18 protein-coding genes are annotated in these 24542 nt (G+C 72.1%); 11 read left to right on the plus strand and 7 right to left on the minus strand.

What is annotated here, in order from left to right; genetic code table 11:
- Nucleotides 1-12 precede the first annotated feature (12 nt).
- Entirely contained in the window at nt 13-2262 is a 2250-nt protein-coding gene (locus ABZ857_RS07835; protein WP_357039229.1) for an MMPL family transporter, read from the minus strand.
- 108 nt (nt 2263-2370) lie between these two features.
- On the opposite strand from ABZ857_RS07835, the gene ABZ857_RS07840 reads away from it, so the two are divergent.
- From ABZ857_RS07840 to ABZ857_RS07865, 6 genes are all read left to right on the plus strand, one after another.
- Nucleotides 2371-2910 (plus strand): TetR family transcriptional regulator, encoded by a 540-nt coding sequence (locus ABZ857_RS07840; RefSeq protein WP_357039232.1) that lies wholly within the window; start codon nt 2371-2373, stop codon nt 2908-2910.
- A gap of 118 nt (nt 2911-3028) precedes the next feature.
- A complete protein-coding gene (locus ABZ857_RS07845) occupies nt 3029-5635 on the plus strand; it encodes an AAA family ATPase (protein ID WP_357039235.1) in 2607 nt (868 codons plus the stop codon).
- A 334-nt stretch (nt 5636-5969) separates the two neighbouring features.
- Nucleotides 5970-8183 carry a DUF222 domain-containing protein gene (locus ABZ857_RS07850; RefSeq protein WP_357039238.1) on the plus strand — a complete coding sequence of 738 codons (2214 nt, stop codon included), beginning with the start codon at nt 5970-5972 and terminating at the stop codon, nt 8181-8183.
- A 250-nt stretch (nt 8184-8433) separates the two neighbouring features.
- Nucleotides 8434-9756, plus strand: coding sequence for an alkyl sulfatase dimerization domain-containing protein (locus tag ABZ857_RS07855; protein ID WP_357039241.1), 1323 nt, complete (start codon nt 8434-8436; stop codon nt 9754-9756).
- A 109-nt stretch (nt 9757-9865) separates the two neighbouring features.
- Nucleotides 9866-10705, plus strand: a complete 840-nt coding sequence (locus ABZ857_RS07860) for a HipA family kinase (RefSeq protein WP_357039244.1) — start codon at nt 9866-9868, stop codon at nt 10703-10705.
- Nucleotides 10702-11103: a DUF3037 domain-containing protein gene (locus ABZ857_RS07865; RefSeq protein ID WP_357039247.1), complete on the plus strand. Its 402-nt coding sequence runs from the start codon at nt 10702-10704 to the stop codon at nt 11101-11103. The genes ABZ857_RS07860 and ABZ857_RS07865 overlap by 4 nt, the downstream gene beginning before the upstream one ends.
- A 65-nt stretch (nt 11104-11168) precedes the next feature.
- Here the strand turns inward: ABZ857_RS07865 and ABZ857_RS07870 are convergent, their stop codons facing one another.
- The 3 genes from ABZ857_RS07870 to ispG all read right to left on the minus strand — a co-directional run bounded on the left by ABZ857_RS07870 (nt 11169) and on the right by ispG (nt 15047).
- Nucleotides 11169-12011, minus strand: a complete 843-nt coding sequence (locus ABZ857_RS07870; protein ID WP_357039383.1) for a GNAT family N-acetyltransferase — start codon at nt 12009-12011, stop codon at nt 11169-11171.
- 56 nt (nt 12012-12067) lie between these two features.
- The gene (locus ABZ857_RS07875; RefSeq protein ID WP_357039250.1) at nt 12068-13747 is read right to left on the minus strand and encodes an alpha/beta hydrolase; all 1680 of its coding nucleotides are present in this window, start codon (nt 13745-13747) and stop codon (nt 12068-12070) included.
- A gap of 124 nt (nt 13748-13871) precedes the next feature.
- Entirely contained in the window at nt 13872-15047 is a 1176-nt protein-coding gene (ispG, locus tag ABZ857_RS07880; protein WP_357039253.1) for a flavodoxin-dependent (E)-4-hydroxy-3-methylbut-2-enyl-diphosphate synthase, read from the minus strand.
- A 336-nt stretch (nt 15048-15383) separates the two neighbouring features.
- On the opposite strand from ispG, the gene ABZ857_RS07885 reads away from it, so the two are divergent.
- Nucleotides 15384-16517, plus strand: a complete 1134-nt coding sequence (locus ABZ857_RS07885; RefSeq protein ID WP_357039256.1) for a lytic polysaccharide monooxygenase — start codon at nt 15384-15386, stop codon at nt 16515-16517.
- Between the two features lie 50 nt (nt 16518-16567).
- Here the strand turns inward: ABZ857_RS07885 and dxr are convergent, their stop codons facing one another.
- Nucleotides 16568-17755, minus strand: coding sequence for a 1-deoxy-D-xylulose-5-phosphate reductoisomerase (gene dxr, locus ABZ857_RS07890; RefSeq protein WP_357039259.1), 1188 nt, complete (start codon nt 17753-17755; stop codon nt 16568-16570).
- 207 nt (nt 17756-17962) lie between these two features.
- Between dxr and ABZ857_RS07895 the strand changes: the two genes are divergently transcribed.
- On the plus strand, nt 17963-19072 hold the full coding sequence (locus ABZ857_RS07895; protein WP_357039262.1) for a peptidase: 1110 nt from the start codon (nt 17963-17965) through the stop codon (nt 19070-19072).
- Between the two features lie 51 nt (nt 19073-19123).
- Nucleotides 19124-20245: a hypothetical protein gene (locus ABZ857_RS07900; protein WP_357039265.1), complete on the plus strand. Its 1122-nt coding sequence runs from the start codon at nt 19124-19126 to the stop codon at nt 20243-20245.
- 21 nt (nt 20246-20266) lie between these two features.
- On the opposite strand, the gene ABZ857_RS07905 is transcribed toward ABZ857_RS07900, so the two are convergent.
- Entirely contained in the window at nt 20267-21208 is a 942-nt protein-coding gene (locus ABZ857_RS07905; protein WP_357039268.1) for a cytochrome d ubiquinol oxidase subunit II, read from the minus strand.
- 25 nt (nt 21209-21233) lie between these two features.
- Nucleotides 21234-22487 carry a cytochrome ubiquinol oxidase subunit I gene (locus tag ABZ857_RS07910; protein ID WP_357039271.1) on the minus strand — a complete coding sequence of 418 codons (1254 nt, stop codon included), beginning with the start codon at nt 22485-22487 and terminating at the stop codon, nt 21234-21236.
- Nucleotides 22488-22719: 232 nt separating this feature from the next.
- On the opposite strand from ABZ857_RS07910, the gene ABZ857_RS07915 reads away from it, so the two are divergent.
- Both ABZ857_RS07915 and ABZ857_RS07920 read left to right on the plus strand, forming a co-directional pair.
- Nucleotides 22720-23862: a sensor histidine kinase gene (locus tag ABZ857_RS07915; protein WP_357039274.1), complete on the plus strand. Its 1143-nt coding sequence runs from the start codon at nt 22720-22722 to the stop codon at nt 23860-23862.
- Complete coding sequence (locus ABZ857_RS07920; protein WP_357039277.1) at nt 23859-24527, plus strand: response regulator transcription factor; 669 nt, start codon at nt 23859-23861, stop codon at nt 24525-24527. The genes ABZ857_RS07915 and ABZ857_RS07920 overlap by 4 nt, the downstream gene beginning before the upstream one ends.
- The last annotated feature ends 15 nt before the right edge of the window (nt 24528-24542 follow it).

The following is a 24542-nucleotide window of genomic DNA, read 5'->3' on the forward strand; positions in this document are numbered from 1 at the left end:
CGAGTGACCGTGTCAGGCGCGGGCGTGCCGGCCCGCGCCGACCAGGTCGGGCTCCGCCTCCGCGGGCTCGCCGTCCTCCTCGTGGCCCTCGATCGACAGGTTCGGCAGGATCCGGTCGAGCCAGCGCGGGATCCACCAGTTGAGCCGGTCGAGCAGCACCATCGTGGCGGGCACGAGGAAACCCCTGATCAGGGTCGCGTCGACGGCGATGGCCACGGCCAGCCCGACGCCGAACACCTTGACCAGGGGGTCGGGGTAGGCGATGAACGCGGTGAACACCGCCACCATGATCAGGGCGGCCGAGGTGATGACGCGGCCGGTGGACCCCAGCCCCTCGGCCACCGCGCTCCGGTTGTCCCCGCTGCGCGAGTAGGCCTGCCGTACGGAGGTCAGCAGGAAGACCTCGTAGTCCATCGACAGGCCGAACAGCACGGCGAACAGTATGAGCGGCACGTACGTGTCGATGGGCACCGAGAAGAACAACGTGGCGAGGTAGGACCCGTCGGCCGAGGGCGGGGGGTCCATGCCGACCAGGCGGCTGCCCAGGCCGTGGGAGAACACCACGGCAAGGGCGCCGAAGGCGGCGCCGAGCGAGACGAGGTTCATCACCGCCGCCTTGATCGCGACCAGGGGCGCGCGGAAGGCCAGCAGCAGGAGCAGGGCACTGAGCAGCACGACGATGCCGACGACCAGCGGCGTCCTGCCCATGATGCGGTCGCCCGCGTCCGCCAGCCCGGCCACCTCGCCGCCGACGTGGACGTGCGCCCCCGGCACCTCGATGGCCCGCACCCGCTTCACCACGTCGAGGGCGCGCGGGTCGCTCGGCGCGTAGTCGGGGACGGCCTGGATGAGCACCGAGCGGCCGTCCTCGTTGACCTTCGGCGGGGGGACGAACGCGACACCCTCGGTGTGCTCGACCCGCTGCCGCAGCACCTGCACGACCGGGTCGGGCGGCGTCGAGTCGGCGATCTTCTGGTCCAGCTCGGCCACGACGACGAGCCCGCCGTTGGCCCCCGGGCCGAAGCCCGCCTCGATCAGTTCGTACGACCGCCGGGCCGGGGTGCCCTTGTCGCCGTACCCGTTGTCGAGCGGACCGAGCGTGATCGTGGCGGCCGGGGCGGCGAGCGCCGCCAGCACGACCACGGTGACGGCGAGCACCCGCCAGGGGCGGCGCGCCACCCAGGCGCCCAGCTTGGCCCAGCCCGTGGCCGGGCCGTCGCGGCGGGCGGTGCGCCCGGCCAGCGGCAGCCGCAGCGCGTTGATCCGGTGCCCGAGGAGGCCGAGCAGCGCCGGCACCAGCGTGATCGAGGTGAGCACGGCGCACACGACCGAGACGCCGGTGATCCAGCCGAGCGTGCTCAGCAGCGGGAACCCGGCGAACATCAGCGCACTCAGCGCGATCACGACCGTGCCGCCGGCGAAGAGCACGGCCCCGCCCGACGAGGCCGCCGTGCGCCGGACCGCCTCGTGGACCGGCACGCCCTCGGCCAGCAGCGTCCGGTGCCGCGACAGCAGGAACAACGCGTAGTCGATGCCGACGCCGAGGCCGATCATCGTGGCCAGGATCGACGCGGTCGAGGGCACGTCCACCACGTGCCCGAGCAGCGCGATGAGGCCGAGCCCCACGCCGATGCTGATCAGCGCGGTGAAGATCGGCACGAGCGCGGCGACCAGCGTCCCGAAGGCGAACAGCAGCACCAGCAGCGCGAAGACGACGCCGGCGACCTCGCTGGCACCGGTCTTGATCTGCTTGTCGGCGGGCGTGGAGCTGTCGGAGGGGACGACCTCGATGCCCGCCCGCACCGCCGGCGCGGCGGCGGCGACGAGCTGCTCGGAGGTCTGGGCGAGCTTGGTGGTGTCCTGCCCCTTCAGCCGTACGGTGATCATCCCGATCCGCAGGCTGGACGACATGCCGCCCATGCGGTACGGCGTCTCCACCTCGACGACGTGCGGCGTGCGCCGCAGGACGTCCATCGCCTCCTCGACGGCCTGTTTACGAGGCTTGTCGATCAACGTACCGTTCGCGGTGTAAAGAACGAGCTGAACCGTCCCGCCGGGGTCGTATCCCGGCCCGAAGCCCTCGCGCATGAGCTCGTGCGCCCGCTGCGCGTCGGTGCCGGGGATCGACACGTTGTTGTTCACCGGCCGGCCCCACACCAGCGTGCCCGCGGTCAGCAGGCCCGCCGCGAGCACCCACAGCGTCAGCACGATCCAGCCGTGGCGTGCGCACCATCCGCCGAGCCGCCCCAGAAGCCCGCTCATCGCCGTCCGTCCCGGGTAGCATGTCCTGACGACCGTCCTGTACGGCCGTACAAAACGAGGGTAAAAGGAATCCATCGGCGGGCGAGCGGCGCGCCGGAAAATGAGACGATGACCACACTCGACCAGGGCAACGCGACCCGGTCCCGGATCCTGGCCGCGGCTCGCGACCTGTTCGCCGAGCGGGGATACGCCGCCGTGTCGCTCGCCGACATCGCGGCGGCGGTCGGCCTGACCAAGACGGCGGTCGCCTACCACTTCCATCCCAAGGACCGGCTGGCGGCCGAGATCATCGCTCCGGCCGCCGACGACCTGCTCGCGCTGCTCGGCGCCGAGTTCTCCGGCCACCGGGAGTTCCTGCGCGCGTTCACCGCGTTCGCCGTACGGCACCGCGCGGTGATCCGGCTGCTCACCGAGGACATCGACGGCGCCGACAGCGCCCCTCCCGGATCTCCGGGCGAGGCGATCAGGGAGTTCGGCCGGGAGCTGTTCACCCGCCTGGCCGGGCCCGACCCCTCCCCCGGCACGCGCGTACGCGCCTGGGCCGCCCTCGGCGCGGTGCAGTCCGGCGTGGTGAAGACCATGGACGTGCCCGCCGAGACGGTCGAGGAGACGCTGACCGCCGCCGCCGTCGCCGTGTTCGAATCTTGATGTACCGATCCCCTTGCGATCACTCTCCGAGCGCGTCACATTTCGTGTGAACGTTCAACCTTTCCGCCGCGTCCTAGAGACACCAGCGGGACGGATGCGAAGGGAGTGACGGCCAGCCGTGGACGTACCGGCCGTCGGGGAGGGCCGCGCGGGCGCGCTCGGCCAGGTGGTCTCGGCCCTGTCGAAAACGCCGCGGACCGTCCTCGTCGTCGGTGAGCCCGGCATCGGGAAGACCCATCTGCTCGGCGAGGCCGCGACCCGGCTGAAGGGCTTCCGCGTGCTGCGCGGCCAGGCCCGCGAACTGGACGGCGGGCGCGCCTACGCCCCACTCGTCGAGGCGCTCGGCGCGCTGCGCGGCGAGGCGGCCGACGTCCTGACCGACCTGCTCGAGGCGATCGACCAGGCCGCGCTCGGACACCCGGCCGCGGCGCCCGGCGCGATGGCCGCCCGGCTGCTGGAGTCGCTGCCCGGCCCCACCCTCCTCGCCATCGACGACCTGCACCTGGCCGACGCCGACACGCTGAGCGTGCTGCGGGCCCTGCCGCGCCGCCACGACGCCGTCGCGATCCTCGGCACCGCCCGCCACCCTCCCCCGCTCGAGGTGGACCTGTCGGTCCGGCTCCAGCCGCTGACCATGACCGAGGTCGCGGACCTGGTCACCACGCTGCTCGGCCGTACGCCGAGCGACACCGTCCTGCGGCGTATCCACGTCGCGAGCCGGGGCAACCCGTGGTTCGCGCAGGAGGCCGTGCTGGCCCTGGTGCAGGGCGGCGCCGTGCGTTCGACGGACCCCGGGGCGCGGCGGGGCGCGATCCTGAGCCGGCTGTTCCAGCGCGGCCGGGGCGGACGCGACCTCGCCCGCGTGCTGGCCGCGCTGTCACGCACCCGGGAGGCCGCCGATCTCACCGCGCTCGCCGAACTGGCCGGGCTCGACCCGGATCAGGCCGAGCGCGCCTTCGACGCGCTGGTCCGGGACGGCGTGGTGACCAGGAACGGCGACGGCTACGCGCTGGCGCACCCGCTGGTGGCCGAGGCGCTCTACGACGACCTCGGCGCCTCCGGCCGCCGGGAGGTGCACCGCCGCATCGCCGACATGCTCGAACGCGAGGGGCTGACCGGGACAAGGCGGGTCCTGGAGTGGGCCACCCACATGGCCGAGGCCGGGCCGCCCGCCGAGGCCCTGCCCGCGGTGCTGCGCGCCGCCGAGCTGACCCGCTGGACCGCGCCGCTGTCGGCCGCGCACTGGTACGGCAAGGCCGCCGAGCTGTCCCCCGAGCCCGGCGAACTGCTGGCCAGGCAGGCTCTCGCCTACTGGAAGGGCTCGCGGCCCGCGCTGGCGCTGAACTCGGCCCAGCGCGCGCTCGCCGTGCTGCCCGCCGGGCGCCGCCGCACCCGCGCCGCGTACACCGCGGTCGGCGCGGCTCACGCGATGGGGTGGTATGAGATCGCCCTCGACGTGGCCCGCCGCCAGATCCCGAAGGCCGACGACGCCTCGGCGCTGCTCGCCCAGCAGGCGCTGGTCAGCGCGGAGATGGGCCACCCCAGCAGGGAGGCCGCCCGGCGAGCCTGGGAGGGCCTGGCCGACTGCCCGCCGCAGGATCGCGCGATCACGGTCGGATATCTGGCCATCCACGCGCTCGTACAGGGCGACTGGGCCGAGACACGACGGGCGGTCGACGACCTGCTCACCTTCGCCGCCGCGCTGCCGCCGGGCGCCCGGCTCGCGTCGCTGGAGTCGGCCGCGCACGTGCTGGCGATCGCCGGGCTGCGCTCCCGCGCCGTCGAGGTGCTCGACCAGGCCGAGCAGATCCACCGCGGCCTCGGCTGGCACGACATCGCCGGACAGCACGTACGGACCATGGCCGTGATCCGGCGGATGGGCGGCGAATGGGCGCGGGCGCTGGAGGAGATCGCGGTCGCGGGCCGGGCACTGGCCGAGGCGGGCCTGCTGGAGAACCTCGCCCTGCTGCGCAACATGGAGCTGGACATCCTGCTCGACCAGGGCAGGCTGGACGAGGCCGCCCGGGTCCTCGCCGAACCGCCGCCCGGTTCCGCGCTGCAGCACGGCATGCGATGCGTGTTCCGCGCGCGCTTGGCGCTCGGCCGGGGCGACCTCGCCGCCGCGCGGCACGAACTCGACGGCGCCCTCGCGTACGGAGTGCCCGAGGTGGTGCACCGGGCCCTGGCGGTCAAGGTGCTGGTGACGGGAGCGGCGGGCGACGACGCGGGCTGCCGGGCGGCGGCCTCCCGGCTGGACGAGCGGTCGGCGAACGGCACCCCCCGGGCCCGGCTCGCCGCCGACCTGGCGGTGGGCTGGGCGTTCCGGGACCGCGTGCGGACGAGCGCGGCGCTGGAGCGCGCCCGTGCCGACGGCCTGCCGTTCGAGGAGGCCCGGGCCCGGCTGGTGCTCGGCGCGCTCGGCGACACGACGCAGCTCCCCCGCGCGCACGCGATCTTCACCCGGCTCGGCGCCGCGCCCTGGGCGGCGCTGTCGGAACGCCGCCTGCGGGAGGCCGGTCTGGTCCCCGAACCGGCGGGCCGCCTCACCCCTGGCGAGCGCCGTGTCATCGAACTGGTCGCCGACGGGCTCAGCAACCCTCAGATCGCCGAGGAGCTGCACTACAGCCGCAAGACCGTGGAGGTCTATCTCACCCGCGTCTACGCCAAGACCGGCCTGCGCTCACGGGTCGAACTCGCCCTGGCCGTCGAACGCGGCGAGCTGTGACGACGGGTTGTGACTCCACGTTGTCGCAGGTGAAGGGCTTGGATCGATAGGGTGTTCGAGGTAGGGTTGGGGCAGCCGTTACAGGTGAGCCTAGTGGGTGGGCCGTCGGTGGCCGTACGCCCTGTGTTGAGCCGAGTCTGCGTGAAGGAAGTCCCGATCCGGGCGGTCGGGAACCGATCAGTCGCCTTCGTCTCCGCTCCCGGGGGTCACCACCGTGTCCGCTCCGCAGTCGCCGTCCGCTCTCGCGGGGCCGTCCCCTCATTGTGGGGGCGGAGCGCCGGCGGCGATTCCCGAAGGGCTGGCGGTGATGCCACCTGGGGCCGAACTCGCTCAGATGCTGGCCGACATCGATGTGGAGCAGGTGTCGGGGTTCGACACCGTCGAGGTGCTCAAGGCCGCCTACCGTCAGGCCTGCCACGACCGGGCGCGGTTCCTGCAGGCACTGCTGGAGGTCGGGCTGCGCGAGCAGTTCTCCGGCGACAGCGTGGTCCGCTTGGAAGTCCCCGACGAGTTCGCCCCCGATGAGGCACGGGCGGCGCTGGTGTGGTCCCGCCGCCGGGCCGATTCCGCGTTCGATCTGGCGTGGAACCTGCACCGCCGCCTTCCTGTTCTCGGCGAGGCCATGCTGGCGGGAGAGCTCGACGAGCCACGGGCGGCCGCGTTCATCCGCTGGACGAGCGGTTTGACCGACGCCCAGGCCTGCTGGGTCTGCGAGCACCTGATCAGCCGGGCTCCGGCCTGGACGGTGGGAGAGCTGATCGAGCACATTCAGCGTCTGGTGCTGGCCATCGACCCCGGCTGGGCGGAGAAGCGCTACAGGGAGGCGGTGCGCAAGCGCCGCGTGGTCGGCATGCGCAACGACGACGGCACCGCGACGGTTTCGGGTCTGGATCTGCCGCTGGATCGGGCGGTGGCCGGCTGCGAGCGCATCGACGAGCTGGCCCGCGCCTGCAAGCGCGCCGGAGACCACCGTCCCGTCGACCACATCCGTGCCGACCTTTTCCTCGGCAGCCTGGACGGCAGCTTCGAGGGTCTGTCCGACGCCGAGATCATCACTCATGTCCGCACCCACCCTTTCGTGGACGCCGCCCCCTCCGACGCCCCAGCCGACTCCCCAGACGACTCCCCAGACGACTCCTCTGACATCCGCCCCGGAGACCAGGCCACCGAGCCGACCACCGAGCCGACCACCGAGCCGACCACCGCGCCCGTCGACAACGCGGCCGACGGGCGCGATGACGAGCCCGATCACTTGGCCGATGAAGAGCCCGATCACGCGGCCGACGACAAGGCCGATGACGCGACCGACGGCGAGATCCCTGACGAGCCCCTCAGCGCGAGGCGCCCTGAAACCCGCCGCCAGACACGCCCTGGGCCTCCCAGTGAGGCCGGCGGCCCGACCGGCGCTGGACTCCACGGCGAAGCGGGCGGGGCGGCACCCGACGAGGCATGCGGAGGGACCGGGCAAGACCACCCACAGCAACCCGGACACGAGCCCAGGCAGGAACCCCGACACGACCGGGGACACGATCACGGACAGGGACTGCGGCAGCGGCTTGGACATGCCGATCGGCAGCCCCTCGCGGCGCAGTCATCGGCGCAGGCATGGTCGGCACGGGCGTGGTCGGTGCCGGAGATACGAGTGGAGCTGACTACCCTCCTCGGTCTCGATGAGCACCCGGCCCACTTGCCCGGCTGGGGCATGGTCCACGCCGCTCAGGCCCGCCAGATTGTCGCATCCATGCTCGCCGGGCAATGGCGCTATGTCGTCTGTGCCGACAATGGGCATTTGCTGCTGACCGGCATCACCGGGCGACGCCCTTGCCCGCCCGCGCAACGCCCCGCACGCGATGCGCGACGCGGCGGCATCGTCGAGCTTCAGGTCACCCTCTCCCAACTTCGCGAACTGGCCGCCGCACCCAGCACCATCGGCGTCTGGGCCCCGCTGATCACCGACCTGGCCCGCCATGCCCAGCTCGCCGAGACCGGGCAGCCAGACCCCTGCCGCCCCGGCACTCGTTCACCTGAGGCGGCGGAGTCGGCCGAATCGGCCGGTCGACGGCATGCTGGTGCGGCCTTACGCCGATACGTCCAGATTCGGGGCCGGGTCTGCTCCTGGCCGGGCTGCCGCATGCCCGCCACCCGGACGGACCAGGACCACATCCATGCCTGGGCCGACGACGGCGCCACCACTGCCGACAACCTGCACCTGGCCTGCCGCCACGACCACCGCGCCAGGCACCTCGGCGGCTGGCGGGTCACCTCCGCGGGACCCCACCTGATCGTCTGGACCAGCCCGCTCGGACACTCCTACCCGAGCCGGCTCCCAAAGATCATCGAGCCTGTCCCCCGACCCCGGCCCCGCAACTGGCCCGACGCCCCGCCCGGACACCTGCCCGCCGACCTCCCCAGAGCACCGGACACGATCATGGCTCCACCAAGCCCTCCTCCGCCCCACAGCGGCGGACGTGACGGCACGACCAGCGGTGAGGCGGAAGGCGAAGCCGGGGCATCGTCCTTCGACGCCGACCTCTACGTGCCGCCGTAGTGAACGCCACATGTCTTTGGCACCGGCCCTCGGGACACCGGTGTCGATGGCTCGGCTCCCAAGCCGGACCACCGGCACCGGCACCAAGATCGACCCCGGCACGGGTCGCACGGTCACCGGGGTCACACGGGTCCCAGGGTCACCGGGGTCGCACGGGTCGGCAAACGGTCACCGTGAATGGCATCGGTCGGCACGGACATTAGGGATCTCCCTACTGTGCACCGCCCGCCCGGAGGATCAGGCTCTTGACATGGAATCACCGATCCTTTCGTACGCCGATGAGGTCTGGCGTGGTTCGGTGCGCCCCGAGGACGTGCCCTACGCGGAGTTGCGCCGCGACGGAATGCAGGAGATCGCCTACGGCGTGGCGATGTGGCCGGCGTGCGGCAACGTGTACGTGGTCCGTGGCGAGGACGGGCTGGGTCTCTTCGACACGGGCGACGCCCGCGAGGCTTCGCAGTCGTACCGCGCGATCAGGAAGTGGTCGGCCGAGCCGCTCAAATACGCGATCTTCTCCCGCAGCCGATCCGACCGGCTGGCCGGGATGGAGGAGTTCGACGCCGAGCCGGGCCCCCGCCCGCTCGTCGTGGCGCAGGAGGGGCTGGCCCGCAGGCTCGCCCAGCAGGGCAGGACGGCCGGCTACAACGCGGTCGTCGACCTGCGCGAGCAGGGCTTCCCCCGGATGGTCTGGCCGCCCCCGCAGCGGCTCCCCGACCTGACCTACCGCGACCGGCTGTCCCTGTCGCTGGGAGACGTCACCTTCCAGCTCACCCACGCCTGCGGCGACACCGACGACGCCACCTGGGCGTTCCTGCCCGAGCGGGGCGTGCTGCTGACCGGCGACCTGTTCGCCTGGACGGTCCCGGGGGCGGGCGCCCCTCAGCGGATCCAGCGTTATCCGGACGACTGGGCGGTGGCGCTGCGGGCCATGGCCGCACTCGACGCCGACCTGCTGCTCCCCGGGCGTGGGCTGCCGATCCGCGGGTCGGCCCGGGTGCGCCGGGCGCTCACCGACACGGCCGACTATCTCGACAGCCTGGTGGAGCAGACGCTCGACCTGATGAACGCGGGCGCCCGGCTGGACGACATCCTGCACTCGGTCAAGCCGCCGCCCGCGCTCGCGGGGCGGCCCTACCTGCGCGAGCGCCACGACGAGCCCGAGTTCATCGTGCGCAACATCTGGCGGCTGCACGGCGGCTGGCACGACGGCAACCCCGCCAACCTCAAGCCCGCGCCAGACGCCGTGTTCGCCCGCGCGGTCGCCGAGTTGTCGGCGGGCGCGGCGTCGGTCGCGGGCCGGGCCGTCGCCGCGGCGGCCGACGGCGACCTGCGCCTGGCCTGCCAGCTCGCCGAGCTCGCCGCGCAGGCCGAGCCGGAGGACCGGAGGGTGCACGAAATCAGGGCTCTCGTCTACGCGATGCGGGTCCAGCAGGAGCGCGGCGCGATCGCGCGCGGTGTTTACGCGTGGGCCGCCGCCGAGTCACGCAGCAAGACCACCGGCATGGATCTGCTCGACGTCTACCACGACGTCGCCGAGGGCCGGATGTGGTGGCTGCCGAGCAAAGCCAACTGAGCCGGCCGAACTGAGCCAGCCGCACTGAGCCGGCCGAACTGGGCCGGCCGAACGGCCGGCGGACGCGTGGAGGGGAGCGCCCGCCGGCCCTGCCGGTAACCTTCCTCTCGTGCTCGAACAGATCACGGCGACCCGCTACGTCGCGCCCCTGCGCGAGGGCGGGTCGCTGCCCGGAGTCGTCGAAGCCGACGACCTCGGCACGTACGTCGTGAAGTTCCGCGGTGCCGGGCAGGGCCGGCGGGTGCTCGTCGCCGAGATCGTCTGCGCCGAACTCGCCAGGCGGCTCGGCTTCGCCACTCCGGAGCTCAAGGTCATCGACCTCGACCCGCAGCTCGGCGCCCGCGAGCCCGACGAGGAGATCCAGGACCTGCTCACGGCGAGCGCCGGGCACAACCTCGCGATCGACTTCCTGCCCGGAGCGCTCGGCTTCGACCCGCTCGCCTGGGAGCCCGACGCCGAGTTCGCCTCCCGGGTGCTGTGGTTCGACGCGTTCGTCCACAACGTGGACCGAAGCTGGCGCAACCCGAACCTGCTCGTCTGGCACGGCGGGGTGTGGCTGATCGACCACGGCGCGGCCCTGTGGTTCCACCACAACTGGCCGACGGCCGACCCGCGCCGCCGGTTCGACGGCCGCGACCATGTGCTCGCGCCGTTCGCGACGAAGCTTGAGCAGGCCGACGCGGACCTGGCCGTGCTCGTCACCCGCCCGCTGCTCGACGAGGTGACCGCGCTGGTGCCGGACGAGTGGCTGGAGGGCGAGCCGGGCTTCGCGGACGCGCAGGCCGTACGGCGGGCCTACACCGAGCACCTGCTCGCCCGGGTCGCCGGGCCCCGCGACTGGCTGCCCGACCCGGCCATCAACGCCGCCACCGCTTCCGCACCGCGCCGCGGCGAGCGGAGCGCGACGATCGGCGGCTTCTGGCGTGCGGCGCGAGAGGGCGGCCGATGAGCGACCTGGACGTCTACGAGTACGCGGTGATCCGCGTGGTGCCCAGCGTGGAGCGGGGCGAACTGGTCAACGCGGGGGTCATCCTCTACTGCCAGCCGCGCGGCTACCTGTGCGCGCGGGTCGAGCTGGACGAGGGCCGGCTGCTGGCGCTGGGCGCGCCGGTGGACGTGCCCGGCGTACGGCTGGCCCTGGCCGCCTACGAGCGGGCGTGCGGCGAGGAGGCGGGGCCCCTGTGCGGGGAGCCGCTGGGCGCCCGGTTCCGCTGGCTCACCGCGCCGCGCAGCACGGTCGTGCAGACCGGGCCGGTGCACGCCGGGCTGACCGGCGACCCGGCGGCCGAGCTGGACCACCTGCTGACCCGGCTGGTCCGGCCGACGCCGGCCGACTGCAGCGCTTAGAACAGCAGAGTCGGAACAGCACAGTCAGAACAGCACAGTCAGAACAGCACAGTCGGAACGCGCGATCAGAACAACACGGACATGAAGGTGTCGACCTCCTGGAAGCCCACCTTGCGGTAGACGGCCCTGGCCGGGAGGTTGAAGTCGTTCACGTAGAGGGTGACGACCGGGGAGAAATACTTCAGCGCCTGCTCGACCACGGCGGCCATGCCGGCTACGGCGTGGCCGCGTCCGCGCAGGTCGGGATGGACCCACACACCCTGGATCTGGCACGCCTGCGGCGTCACCGCGCCGATCTCGGCCTTGAAGACCACCTGGCCGTCGTCGATCCGCGCGTACGACCGCCCGATGCGGATGAGCTCGGCGACCCTGGACCGGTAGAGCGCTCCGCCGTCGCCGTTGTCCGGCGAGACGCCGACCTCTTCGGTGAACATCGCCACGCAGGCGGGCAGCAGGATGCCGAACTCCTCGGGACGGACCCTCCGTACGAGCAGGTCCGGCTCGACGGCGGGCGCGGAACTCGTGGCCATGACCGGCTGGGCCCACCGGATCGCCCGGGCACCGCCCCAGTGCGGCTCCAGCCGCTCCCAGAGCTGCTCCACGGCGCCGGCGGGGCCGACGATGGACGAGCAGCGACGGCCCTGCTTGCGCGCCCGGTCGGCGAAGGCGTGTATGGCCTCGCGGGTGGCGTTCACGGGCACCAGGTTGGCGCCCGCGTAGCACAGGGACACCAGCCCCCCGCGCGGGCCGTAGCCCCACATCTGACCGCCGAGCCGTGAAGGGCTGAGGCCCACGGCCCTGACCCGGGCCGCTACGAACACATTGGCGACCGGATCGGTGTCGAGGAGCGCCAGCACCTCGTCACGATCGCTGTCGTCGAGCACGCGCGACGCCGATGTTCGCAGCATCACGGGCCCAGCCTACGCGAACGGTTCGCGTTTGGGAGGTATCGGCCCGGCCGGGCTCACCGCCGTACGGCGGAGACGTGGGACGCCGTTCCCGGCGCACCCGCCGCGACCTTCATCAGCGTGGCCCGCGGCTCCGGCTCGCCCGGGCAGGTGGCGTCGGCGCCCCGCTTGCCCCTGCGCTGCGGCGACAGCGCCGCGTCGCGCAGGTAGGCCGCCAGTTGCCGGTCCACGCAGGCGTTCCCGGCGAGCGACACGCCGTGGTTGCCGCCGCCCGAGGTGAGCAGGCGCGCGGTCGGGAACAGGCGGCGCATGCGCAGCGCCCCCTCGTACGGCGTGGCGGCGTCGCGCTCCGCCTGGATCAGCAGGACGGGTGGCAGGTGCGACGTGCCCACCTTGACCGGCGTGCCGCCCTTCTCCGGCCAGAAGGCGCACGGCGCGTTGTAGACGGCGTTGGGCCAGGCCATGAACGGCGCCTCGGTGTGCGCCTTGCGCGTGTCGGCCCGCCAGCGGTCCCAGGACCGGGGCCAGGCGGCGTCCCGGCACTCCACGCCCAGGTAGACCGCGTAGGAGTTCTCCTCCTTGGCGTCGATCTCGGCCTCCAGGTGGAACAGTTTCACCAGGACGGAGGGGTCGCCGTCGCGGACGTAGGACGAGAACGCGGCGCCCAGGTAGGGCCAGAGCCGGTCGCTGTAGGCGCCGTTGGAGAACACGTCGTCCAGTTCGCTCGGGCCCACGACCCCGCCCGCGGGCCTGTCGCGCAGGCGGGAGCGCATGGCGTACCACGCGAAGGACACCGTCGCCTGCGTCTTGCCCAGCTTGTAGACGTCGTCGTGCTCGGCCACCCAGGCGAGGAAGTCGCGGTGCCGCCGGTCGAAGCTGTGGTCCTGGGCGATGTTGGCCTCGTACCAGACGCCGTCGGGGTCCACCACGCTGTCCAGCACGAGCCGGCGCACCCGCTCCGGGAAAAGGGTGGCGTAGACCGCCCCCAGGTAGGTGCCGTACGAGTAGCCGAGGTAGCTGATCTTCTCCTCGCCGAGCGCCGCGCGCACCGCGTCCATGTCCCGCGCGGTGTTCTCCGTGGTGAGGTAGGGCAGGAACCAGGCCCAGCGGTTGCCGCAGCCCTCGGCGTACTGCCTGGCCCGGCCGGCCAGCACCTGCTCCTCGGCGTCGTTCTTCGGCACGTTGTCCGGCCGCGGCGGCGCGTAGAAGCGGGCCGGGTCCACGCACGACATGGCGGGCTGGCTCGGGGCCACCCCGCGCGGCGCGAACCCGACGATGTCGAACCGCGCCGCGACGTCCGCGGGCAGCCGCGCCGCGACGTACCTGGCCAGGCTGAGCCCCTCGCCGCCGGGCCCGCCGGGGTTCACCAGCAGCGAGCCGAGGTGGTTGCCGTCACGCGAGGCGGTGCCCTTGATCCGGTTGAGCGCCAGCGTGATCTGCTGGCCGTACGGCTCGCGGTAGTCGAGCGGGACACGCAGCTCCGCGCACTCCTGCACCGGCTCCCGCCGGTCCCCCCGGCGGGCCGGCCGGGTCTGCCTGCTCCGCCGGGCCGAGCCGAGGCCGAGCAGGCCGCCGGAGGCCGACTCGGTCTCCGGCGGGCACTGCTTCCATTCGAGCGGACGCTGCGGCGGTCCCCAGTGCCCCGCCCGGTCCGGCCCGGCGGCCGCCCCTTCCGGTCCGACCAGCCCGGCGACCAGCGTCACCATGCCCGCGACCACACCAACGACCCGCTTCACCGGCATTGCTCCTCTGCTTCCGAACAGCAGAGGACAGCTTCGCGATGTGATCGGCCGGGTACGGTCCGTACTACCCGATCATTGCCATTGTGTAGTCAGAGCATTGCTTAATGTAAGGCCCGGGTCAGCGGACGACGACTTCCGGACCGGCGCCGTCCTGGTCGAGGTCCTCGTCGAGGTCCACGTCGACGCCCATCTCCTCGGCGAGGCGCAGGGCCTCCTCGATGAGCGTCTCGACGATCTGCGACTCGGCGACGGTCTTGATGACCTCGCCCTTCACGAAGATCTGGCCCTTGCCGTTGCCGGAGGCGACGCCGAGGTCGGCCTCCCTGGCCTCGCCGGGGCCGTTGACCACACAGCCCATGACGGCCACGCGCAGCGGCACCTTGAGCCCGGCCAGCCCGGCCTGCACCTGCTCGGCGAGGGTGTACACATCCACCTGGGCACGGCCGCAGGACGGGCAGGAGACGATCTCCAGGCCACGCTCGCGCAGGCCCAGCGACTCCAGGATCTGCGTGCCGACCTTGACCTCCTCGACCGGAGGCGCCGACAGCGACACCCGGATGGTGTCGCCGATCCCCTCGGCCAGCAGCGCGCCGAACGCCACCGCGGACTTGATCGTGCCCTGGAACGCCGGTCCCGCCTCGGTCACACCGAGGTGCAGCGGGTAGTCGCAGCGCTGGGCGAGCAGCCGGTACGCCTGGATCATGACGACCGGGTCGTTGTGCTTGACCGAGATCTTGATGTCGCGGAAGCCGTGCTCCTCGAACAGGGAGCACTCCCACAGCGCCGACTCGACCAGGGCCTCCGGGGTGGCCTTGCCGTACTTCTGCAGCAGGCGCGGGTCGAGCGAGCCGGCGTTCACACCGATCCTGATCGGCACGCCGGCGTCGGAGGCGGCGCGGGCGATCTCGCCGACCTTGTCGTCGAACTTCTTGATGTTTCCGGGGTTCACCCGTACGGCCGCACACCCCGCGTCGATCGCCGCGAAGACGTATTTGGGCTGGAAATGGATGTCGGCGATGACCGGGATCTTGGACTTCTTCGCGATGGCGGGCAGCGCGTCGGCGTCGTCCTGCGAGGGGACCGCTACCCGGACGATCTGGCAGCCCGCCGCGGTGAGCTCGGCGATCTGCTGCAGGGTGGCGTTGATGTCGGCGGTCAGGGTGGTGGTCATGGACTGCACCGAGACCGGCGCGTCCCCGCCGACGGGGACCGAGCCGACCATGATCTGACGTGACACCCGCCGCTTGGCGATCGGCTGGGTCCGTACGGCGGGAATCCCGAGATCAACAGACATTTCTGCACCTTGTGTAATAGGCGACACCCGATGGAGGGGCCCTCCCAGTCTAAGGAGTGCCGAGAGGCCGGACGGCCCGAAACCTTTTCACGAGGAATGAAGGTTTCATGACCTGTGGCCGAAGGGAGAGCCGCCACCTGCGAGGACGGGCGCGGCGGCCCTCGCCCGGGTGGGCAGGCGGCGGTGGCCGACCTAGAGTCCGAATCGCGAGAGCGCTCTACGCACCACCTGGTCGGTAAGTCAACGGCTGTCCCCCCGGGCCGACGTGCTCGCGCCGTCGGCGGTGCCGTGCTGCACCACGAGTGCGGCAGCCATGACCACGCGAAAGGGTAGCCCGTGGGTAGACCACGAAGAAAACTGTCGAAAGCGACGATCGGGCTGATCGTCGCCGCGCTGTCCGCCCTCGTCTCCGCCGTCGTGCTCGCCTCCCCGGCGTCCGCGCACGGCGCCCCGATGGTTCCCGGCAGCCGTACCTACCTGTGCTGGAAGGACGGTACGACCTCGAGCGGAGCCATCCAGCCGAAGAACCCCGCCTGCGCGGCCGCGGTCGCCAAGGGCGGGACCAACGCGCTGTACAACTGGTTCGCCGTGCTGCGCTCGGACGGCGCGGGCCGGATGTCCGGCTTCATCCCGGACGGGCAGCTGTGCAGCGGCGGCGCGGTCGTCTACGACTTCAGCGGTTTCGACCTCGCCCGCGACGACTGGCCGGTCACCCACCTGACGTCCGGGGCGACCATCCAGTTCAAGTACAACAAGTGGGCCGCGCACCCCGGCACGTTCCGGTCGTACATCACCAAGGACTCCTGGAGCCCGACCCGCCCGCTGGCCTGGAGCGACCTGGAGTCGACGCCGTTCGACAGCGTCACCGACCCGCCGAGCGTCGGCTCGGTGGGCACCGAGGACGGCCACTACTACTGGAACGCCCACCTGCCGTCGGGTAAGAGCGGCCGCCACATCATCTACACCGTGTGGCAGCGCTCGGACAGCAACGAGACGTTCTACAGCTGCTCCGACGTCGTCTTCGACGGCGGCAACGGCGAGGTGACCGGCGTCGGCACGGGCCCGAGCACCAGCCCGAGCCCCAACCCGCCCGTCTCCCCGTCCCCCGGCACCTCCCCCAACACCTCGCCCAGCCCGACGGTCAGCCCCTCGGCGAGCCCGACCGCCGGCCCCGGCGGCTGCTCGGCCACCTACAAGGTCGTCAGCTCGTGGGGCGGCGGATTCCAGGGTGAGGTGACGGTGAAGGCCGGCTCCTCGTCCATCGGCGGCTGGACCGCCAGATGGACCCAGCCGAGCGGCGTCACGATCACGCAGGTCTGGAACGGCACGCTCAGCCAATCCGGCAGCGACGTCAGCGTGAAGAACGTGAGCTACAACGGCAGCCTGGGCGCCGGCGCCTCGACCACGTTCGGCTTCCTGGCCAACGGGTCGAGCGGCAGCACCCCGACGCTGACCTGCTCGGCGGCCTGACCCCGCCGGCCCGCGGCGCGGCCCGCCTGACCCGGGCCGCGCCGCGGGACTCAGCTCGTCAGCTCGGCCGCCCGCGCCCTCGCCCACGCGTCCGCCGCGAGGACCTCCTCCACGGACGCCGCCGGGCCGGGGGTGTGGGCGGCCACCACGCGTTCCACCGTGTCCACGATGCCGAGGAACGGCAGGGCGCCCTTCAGGAACGCCTCCACGCACACCTCGTTCGCCGCGTTGTAGACCGCGGGCGCCGTGCCGCCCAGGGCGCCCACGTGACGGGCCAGCGCGACCGACGGGAACGCCTCGTCGTCGAGCGGCTCGAAGGTCCAGGTGTGGGCGGTGGCCCAGTCGACCGGCCGGGCCGCGCCGGGCACCCGCTCGGGATAGGCCAGCGCGAGCGAGATCGGCAGCCGCATGTCGGGCGGGCTCGCCTGCGCGACCGTCGAGCCGTCGGCGAACTCCACCATCGAGTGGATGATCGACTGCGGGTGGACCACCACCTCGATCCGGTCGAACCCGATGTCGAACAGCAGATGGGCCTCGATCACCTCCAGGCCCTTGTTCACGAGCGTCGCCGAGTTCACCGTGATGACCGGGCCCATGCTCCAGGTCGGGTGGTTCAGCGCCATCTCCGGCGTCACGTCCGTCAGCTCGGCCCGCTTCCTGCCCCGGAACGGGCCGCCGCTCGCCGTCACCACCAGCCGCCGTACGGCCGCCGGGTCGGCCCCGCCGGGCCCGGCCGCCCACAGGCACTGGGCGAGCGCGGAGTGCTCGGAGTCCACCGGGATCATCTGCCCCGGCCCGGCCAGGCGCTTGACCAGCGGGCCGCCCACGATCAGCGACTCCTTGTTGGCCAGCGCGAGCACCCGGCCCGCCTCCAGCGCCGCGAGCGTGGAGGTCAGCCCCAGGGCCCCGGTGATGCCGTTGAGCACGATGTCGCAGGGCGACGCCGCGACCTCCGCCACCCCCTCCGGGCCCGCCAGCACCCTCGGCCGCGCGCCCGCCGCCGCTAGGGCCTCGCGCAGCGCCGGTACGGCCGCCGGGTCGGCGACCGCCACCGCCTCGGCCCCGAAGTCGGCCGCCTGCCTCGCCAGCAGGTCGACCCGGCCGCCGCCCGCGGCGAGCGCGGTCACGCGGAACCGTCCGGGGGCGTTGGCGACGACGTCGAGAGCCTGGGTGCCGATGGAGCCGGTCGAACCCAGCACGACGACGGACCGGGCCTGCGGCAGCGATTGGGAGCTCATTCCCTCATTGTCTCCGAGACGGCTCGCGCGCCCGCAACGGCACGGGCCGTACGCGCAACGGCCGGTACTGAGGAGAAATCAGCACATAAATGCCCGAAACTGCCCATAACCGTATAGGCGAATTGTGGGAAATCGGGGTGAAGGCGTCGCTACTTTCCCGCGTCAGGAGATTCGACATGTCTCAGGCATCCCGACACGGAGGTAGGCATGCACCCCAGGGCACGACGTCTCGCCGTTCTCGCGGTTCCCGCCCTCGCGGCGGCGGGGGCGATGCTCCCCGCCGCGCACGGCGCCGCAGCGACCACGACAGGAACCGTGACAGGAACCGTCACGCAGTCGGCCGCCGGTCCCCGGCCCGCCGTTCACGAGGCGGCCGACACGACGAAGGAGCAGCGTTCTGTCAAGAAGTTCTGGACCGTCGCGCGAATGGAGGCCGCGGAGCCGCTGGACGCCCCCGGCACCGGCGACCGGCACTTCGCCGCAGCCGGCGCCTCCCCGGCCGACGCCGCCCCGGCCGACGCGCCCGCGGCGCGGCCCGCGACCGTCGCCCCCACCCTGACCGCCGCCACGACCGCAGCCCACGTCTCGTCGCGGACCTCCGGCTCGTCCTGGGCGGCGGGCGGGACGGTGGCGAAGACGACGGGCAGGGTGTTCTTCACGGTCGCGGCCGGATCGGACGCCGGGCGGAACGCCTCCTGCTCGGGCACGGCCGTCACCAGCGCCAACAAGAGCGTGGTCATCACCGCAGGGCACTGCGTGAAACTGAACGGCGCCTTCCACGCCAACTGGGTCTTCGTCCCGGGCTACGACCAGGGCAACCGGCCGAACGGCACCTGGCCGGCGACCACCCTGCTCACGACGTCCCAGTGGAACTCCGGCGAGAACATGAACTACGACGTCGCCGCCGCGGTCGTCGCGCCACAGGGCGGCAGGAGCCTCACCGACGTCGTCGGCGGCCAGGGCGTCGCGTTCAACCAGCCGCGCGGGCGCCAGACGTACGCCTTCGGCTACCCCGCGGGCGCGCCGTACGACGGGTCGAAGCTGGTCTACTGCAGCGGACGGACGTTCGACGACTTCCTCAGCTCGCAGGACCAGGGGCTGAGCTGCGGCATGACCGGCGGCGCCAGCGGCGGCCCGTGGTTCGTCAACTTCAGCGAGAGCACCGGCGGCGGCCTGCTCAACTCGGTGAACAGCTTCAAGTACAACTTCGCGTCCTACTGGATGTTCGGCCCCTACTTCGGCCCGGAGGCCGAGGCGGTCTACAACACGGCCCAGAACACGGCCCAGAACACGGCCCAGAACACGGCCCTCACCTGATTCACCGAAAGTAACCACAAGAACACTTCTCGTGGTCCACACTCGGGAGCCATGACTCCGAGCCTCCCCTTGCTTGCCGTCACCGCCCTCGTCACCGGACTCCTGGCAGCCCCCGACCGGGAGGTCTCCCCGGTGGGAGACGTCGTGGAGCACGTGGCCGGGCACGCCTCCGGCACCTACTGGACGCCGCAGCGGATGGCGCGGGCGGTCCCGATCGGGCTGCTGGGGGACCTGCGAAAGATCACCGCCGCCCGGCCCGGCACCCCGTCGGTGCTGCCGTCGGCCGCTCCCCCGGGGTCGGTGCTGCCGCCTGTCGCCAGGGCCGCCCTGCCCCCGGTCGCGCGGGCCGCTCTGCCCCCGGCCGCCAGGCTGGTCATCGCGCCCGACCAGACGGCGCGCCGGTCCACCGGAACGACCAGGACGGCCAGGACGGCCAGAACGAGCAGGACGACCACCAGGACACGGCAGGCGGCGGCGATGCCCCCGGCGACCACGAGCGGCACGCGCTGGGCGGCGGGCGGTTCGGTGACGAGGACCACCGGCAGGGTCTTCCTCACGCTGAACGACGTCGACTTCTCCTGCTCCGCCAGCACCGTGCGCAGCGCGAACAGGGACCTGGTCGTCACCGCCGGGCACTGCGTCAAGGACGGCGCCGGGGACTGGGCGGAGAACTGGACCTTCGTCCCGGGATACGACGAGGGGCGCCAGCCGTACGGCGCCTTCCCGGCGCGGAGGATGTTCGTCGCCGGGCCCTGGTCGCGCTCGGGGAACGACGACTACGACGTGGGCATGGTCGCCGTGGACGACCTGGACGGGCAGCACCTGACCGACCTGGTGGGCGGGCAGCCCATCGCCTTCGACCCGCCCCGGGGCCGCCGGACCTACGGTTTCGGGTTCCCCGCGGATCCTCCGTACGACGGCGAGCGGCTGCTGTACTGCGCGGGCGTCCCGCACGGCGACCCGCAGGGGCAGACCCGCGACCAGGGCCTGCGCTGCGACCTCACGGCGGGGGCCAGTGGCGGGCCGTGGCTCAGCGGCTTCGACCCGGCCTCCGGCCAGGGCACGCTGACGTCCGTCAGCAGCTTCAAGTACAGCAACGACCACCGCACGATGTACGGCCCCTACTTCGGCTCGGCCGTACGCGACCTGTTCCGCACCGCCGAGCGGGCATGACGAGCGGGAAGAAGACACGCGCTAGAAGAAGACCGGGGTACGCGAGTCGATCCGCCGGAGGAACGCCCACCAGGTCCACACCTGGACCGCCAGCACGAGCGGGATCACGACCACGAGGAACCCGCCCAGCGCGTCCAGGGCGGACGCGACGGCGAGTGAACGCCCGGCGGCCGGCTCCAGGCGGAGGCCGACGAGCACCGCCGGGGCGGCCGCGGCGAGCGCGGTCAGGGCCAGCGCGATGCGGGGCCGGGCCGCCACGATCCTGGCCGAGACGGCCAAGGCCGCCATGGCCGTCGCCTCGGCGGCGACCGCCGGCGTTCCATGCGAGGGCACTCCCGTGAGGAGACCGGCTCCCAGCAGGACGGCGTACAACACGGCGGCAGGCGGGGCCAGGCGGCGAACCACCCGCAGCGGGCCCCCGATCAGGTCCCCGGGCAGGCGCACGACGAGGAACGTCGCACCGTGGACGAGGAGGACGACGGTCACCGTCAGCGCCCACAGCAGCGGATACCAGCCGAGAGGCATCCGGACCGGCTCCGACCCCGGCGTCGTGGTCACCACGTTGCCGACCAGGAGTCCGAGCGCCACCGCGAAGGCTCCGCTCGCTCCGGTCAGTGCGCGGTCCCACCCGCGCCGCCATCCCGGCCTCTCCAGCCGGCTCCGGAACCATACGGCGGCGTCCCTGACCGTCCAGAGCACCAGCACGGCCGCGACGAGGTGGTAGTGGCTGCGGAACAGCGGGCCCTCCAACCGGGGCAGCACGGCCAGGAACGTCGCCACCGTGACCACCAGCCACACCTCGTTGGCGAGGAAGAACGGACCGAACGAGGTGATCGTCGCGCGTCGCGCCCGCTCGCCGGGCCCTCCGGCGCGCAGCAGCATGCCCGCGCCGAGGACCGTGCCGTCCAGCGTCAGGTAGACGCCGAACAGCGCACCGAGCAGGCAGTACCAGAAAACGTCCACACGTACTCCTGAGAGATCGACGACGTCAGATCACGGCCGTGTCGGGCGGCCCGGCCGGTTCGGCCTGACCGAGGGGCACGCCGAAGGCGTTGTCTTCCGGCCCCCGCCGGGCGAAGCGGGCGATCAGCCAGTAGCCGGCGGTCGCGAGCCCCAGCATCACCCCGGCAGTCGCCAGGAACGCGGCGAGAACGGCGCCCGGGGCCATGGAGGTCACCGCCTGCTCGGTGGTGAGCAGTCCGTAGACCGTCCAGGGCTGTCGGCCCACCTCGCGCACCAGCCAGCCCGCCACGACCACCGCGAAGGGGATCGGGATCGCCGCGACCAGGACGTGAAGGGGCACCCGAAGCCGTACGATCCAGTCGCGGAAGAGCAGCGCCACGAGAACGACGGACAGGAGCACCAGCCCGAATCCGGTCCGCAGCATCACCTGGTAGGCGACGCCGATCCATTCCGGCGGCGCGTACTCACCTGTGCCGCTCATTTCCACTGTGCCGATCGTTTCCACTGTGCCGATCGTTTCCAGCACCGCGAGCTTCATCGGCTGGGTGTCCTCGATGACGACGAGTTGCAGCATCCCCCAATGGACGGTGGCGAGCGTCCCGACGGGCAGGACCGCGACGGCCATGCGCAGCGAACGCCGGAAGAACGCCGCCTCGCCGGTGCGCTTGAGGATGTGCCAGGCGCTCACCCCGGCCACGAACGTCGAGCCGACGATCAGGGAGGCGAACACCACGTGCAGGAAGGCGTCCCACAGGTTGGGGTTGCGCAGCAGGGTTCCGAAGCCGGCGAAGTACCGGCCGGTTGTGTCCGGTGCCCCGACCGGGTGCTGGAGGAACGCGTTGGCGGCGAGAATCCACAGCGCCGACACGTAGGCGGACACGCCGACCAGCCAGATGAGGGCCAGGTGCGTCTTCCTGCCGAGCACGCCCCAGCCGAAAATCCAGGCGCCGAGAAGCGCCGACTCGACGAAGAAAGCGGTCAGGGTCTCCAATGCCAGAGCGCCGCCGAAAGCGTCCCCGAATCCCTTGGTCAGGTTGCTCCAGTTCAGTGCGAATTGCAGTTCGACGACAATGCCGCCGATGATGCCCACGCCGTAGTTGACGACGTACAGCCGGCCCCAGAACTTCGTCATACGCTCGAACACCGCGTTGCCCGTGACGACGTACGCGGTCTCCATGGCGATCACGAAAACGACGAGGCCGAGCGACAGCGCGACGAAAAGGAAGTGGATCGAAGCGGTGGTCGCGAACTGAAGGCGGGCGATCGTCGCCACATCCATCTCTACTCCTCCGGCGTCGGCATGGTCTCGGCAGCGGAATTCCCCGGTCACGAGCCTGTCGCCGACGCGGAACCGTGTCATCGCCCGGTGGTCGCCCGGCGCGGACGACCTGAGGGCGGAAACGATCCCCTGCGATGTCCGGCAGTGGTACGGCGGATCATCCCGCGGGATGATCCGCCGGCGCTCACGACGTCATACGGTGAATCAAGTGGGTCGTGAGAGTTGGCGCCGGATGCCCAGAGAGCTCGTCATCGACTGCGCCCTGTCATTCGCCGTCGCCGCGTCCACCGTCCTCACGAGCGTCATAGCCGGAGGCCGGGCGGAACAGAGCCCGCCGGAATGGGTCGGCCACCTGCTGCTGGTCGTGACCGCCGTGTTCCTTGTGGCCCGGCGCCGATTCCCACCGCAGGTGATGGTCCTCACCATGCTGGTGTCGCTGCTCTATTTCGGCCTCGGATTCGGCACCGGCGCCTTCACCGTCGCGCCGGCCCTGGCCGTCTACACCGCGATCGCCGCGAAGCACAGGATCGCCGGATTCTCGGGCGCGGCCGTCTACCTCGTCATCGTGCTGCTGGCCGATCGCCTCGGCGGACAGCGGGACGTCTCCGAGGGGAACGTCTGGCTGGTCATCTGGATTCTGGTGATCGTCGTGCTGGGCGAGGTGTCGCGCAGCAGGGCCGAACACCTGCGAGTGGTCGCGGAACAGGCGGCACGAGCCGAGCTCACCCGTGAGATGGAGGCACAGCGCCGGGCCGACCAGGAGCGCCTGCGCATCGCGCGAGAGCTGCACGACGTGCTGGCGCACAACATCTCGGTGATCAGCATCCAGGCGGGTGTGGCCGAGCATCTCCTGCGCAAGGATCCCGACAAGGCCCACACCGCGGTGACGACGATCAGGAGTGTGACCAAGGACGTGCTGGTGGAGCTGCGCTCGATCCTCGACGTGCTCCGCCGCGTCGACGACGCCGGCGAGATCTTCCCCCCGTCCGGCGTCGAGGGCATCGAGCGACTGGCGGGCCGGGCGGCGGCCGGCGGCATCACGGTCGACCTCGACGTCCGGGGCCGGGCGAGCCGCGTGCCCGCGGACGTCGGCCTGGCCGCCTATCGTGTCGTCCAGGAGTCGCTGACCAACGTGATCAGGCATTCCGGCGCGGCGCGCGCGAGTGTCGTCGTCCATGTGAACGAGGCCGACGTGCTGGTTCGCGTGCGGGATGACGGGCGGGGCGTGCCGGGGGACGACGTCCCGGCCGGAAACGGAATAGCGGGCATGACAGAGAGGGTGAAAGCGATGTCCGGCACGATCACGGCCGCGCCCGCGGACGGGGGCGGCTTCGTGGTGGAGGCGCGGTTACCGTTGCGGCGACCCGAGCCGTGATCCGCGTCCTGCTGGCCGACGACCAGCCACTCGTCCGCATGGGACTGCGCGCGCTGCTCGACTCCGAAGACGACATCGAGGTGGTGGGTGAGGCGAGCCGAGGCGACCAGGCGGTCGATATGGCCGCCTCGCTCCGGCCCCACGTCGTCCTCATGGACGTCCGCATGCCGGGAACCGACGGCATCGAGGCCACGCGAAGGATCGCCGAGGACCCGCGCCTCGGCCACGTCCGTGTCGTCATCCTCACCACGTTCGAGAATGACGAGTACATCTTCAGGGGGTTACGCGCGGGCGCCGTCGGGTTCCTGGTCAAGGACGTGGAGCCGACCGGCCTGCTGGAGGCGGTGCGCGTGGTGGCGGCGGGCGACGCCCTGCTGTCCCCCGCCGTGACCCGGCGGCTGATCGAGGAGTACGTCGACCGCAGCGGCGATCCCGTCCACTTCCCGGGACTGGAGCACCTCACCGAGCGGGAGCGCGAGGTGCTCGTGCTGGTCGCCCGTGGGCTGTCCAACAACGAAGTCGCCGATTCCCTCCGGTGCAGCCCCGCGACCGCCAAGACGCACGTCAGCAGGATCATGATGAAACTCGCCGCCCGGGACCGGGTCCGGCTCGTCGTCATCGCGTACGAGTCGGGCCTGGTCCGCCCGGGGTGGAAGGTCGGCTGAGGGGAAGTCGGCTGA

The organism is Microbispora sp. NPDC046933 (genome assembly GCF_040644635.1).
Taxonomy (GTDB): Bacteria; Actinomycetota; Actinomycetes; order Streptosporangiales; family Streptosporangiaceae; genus Microbispora.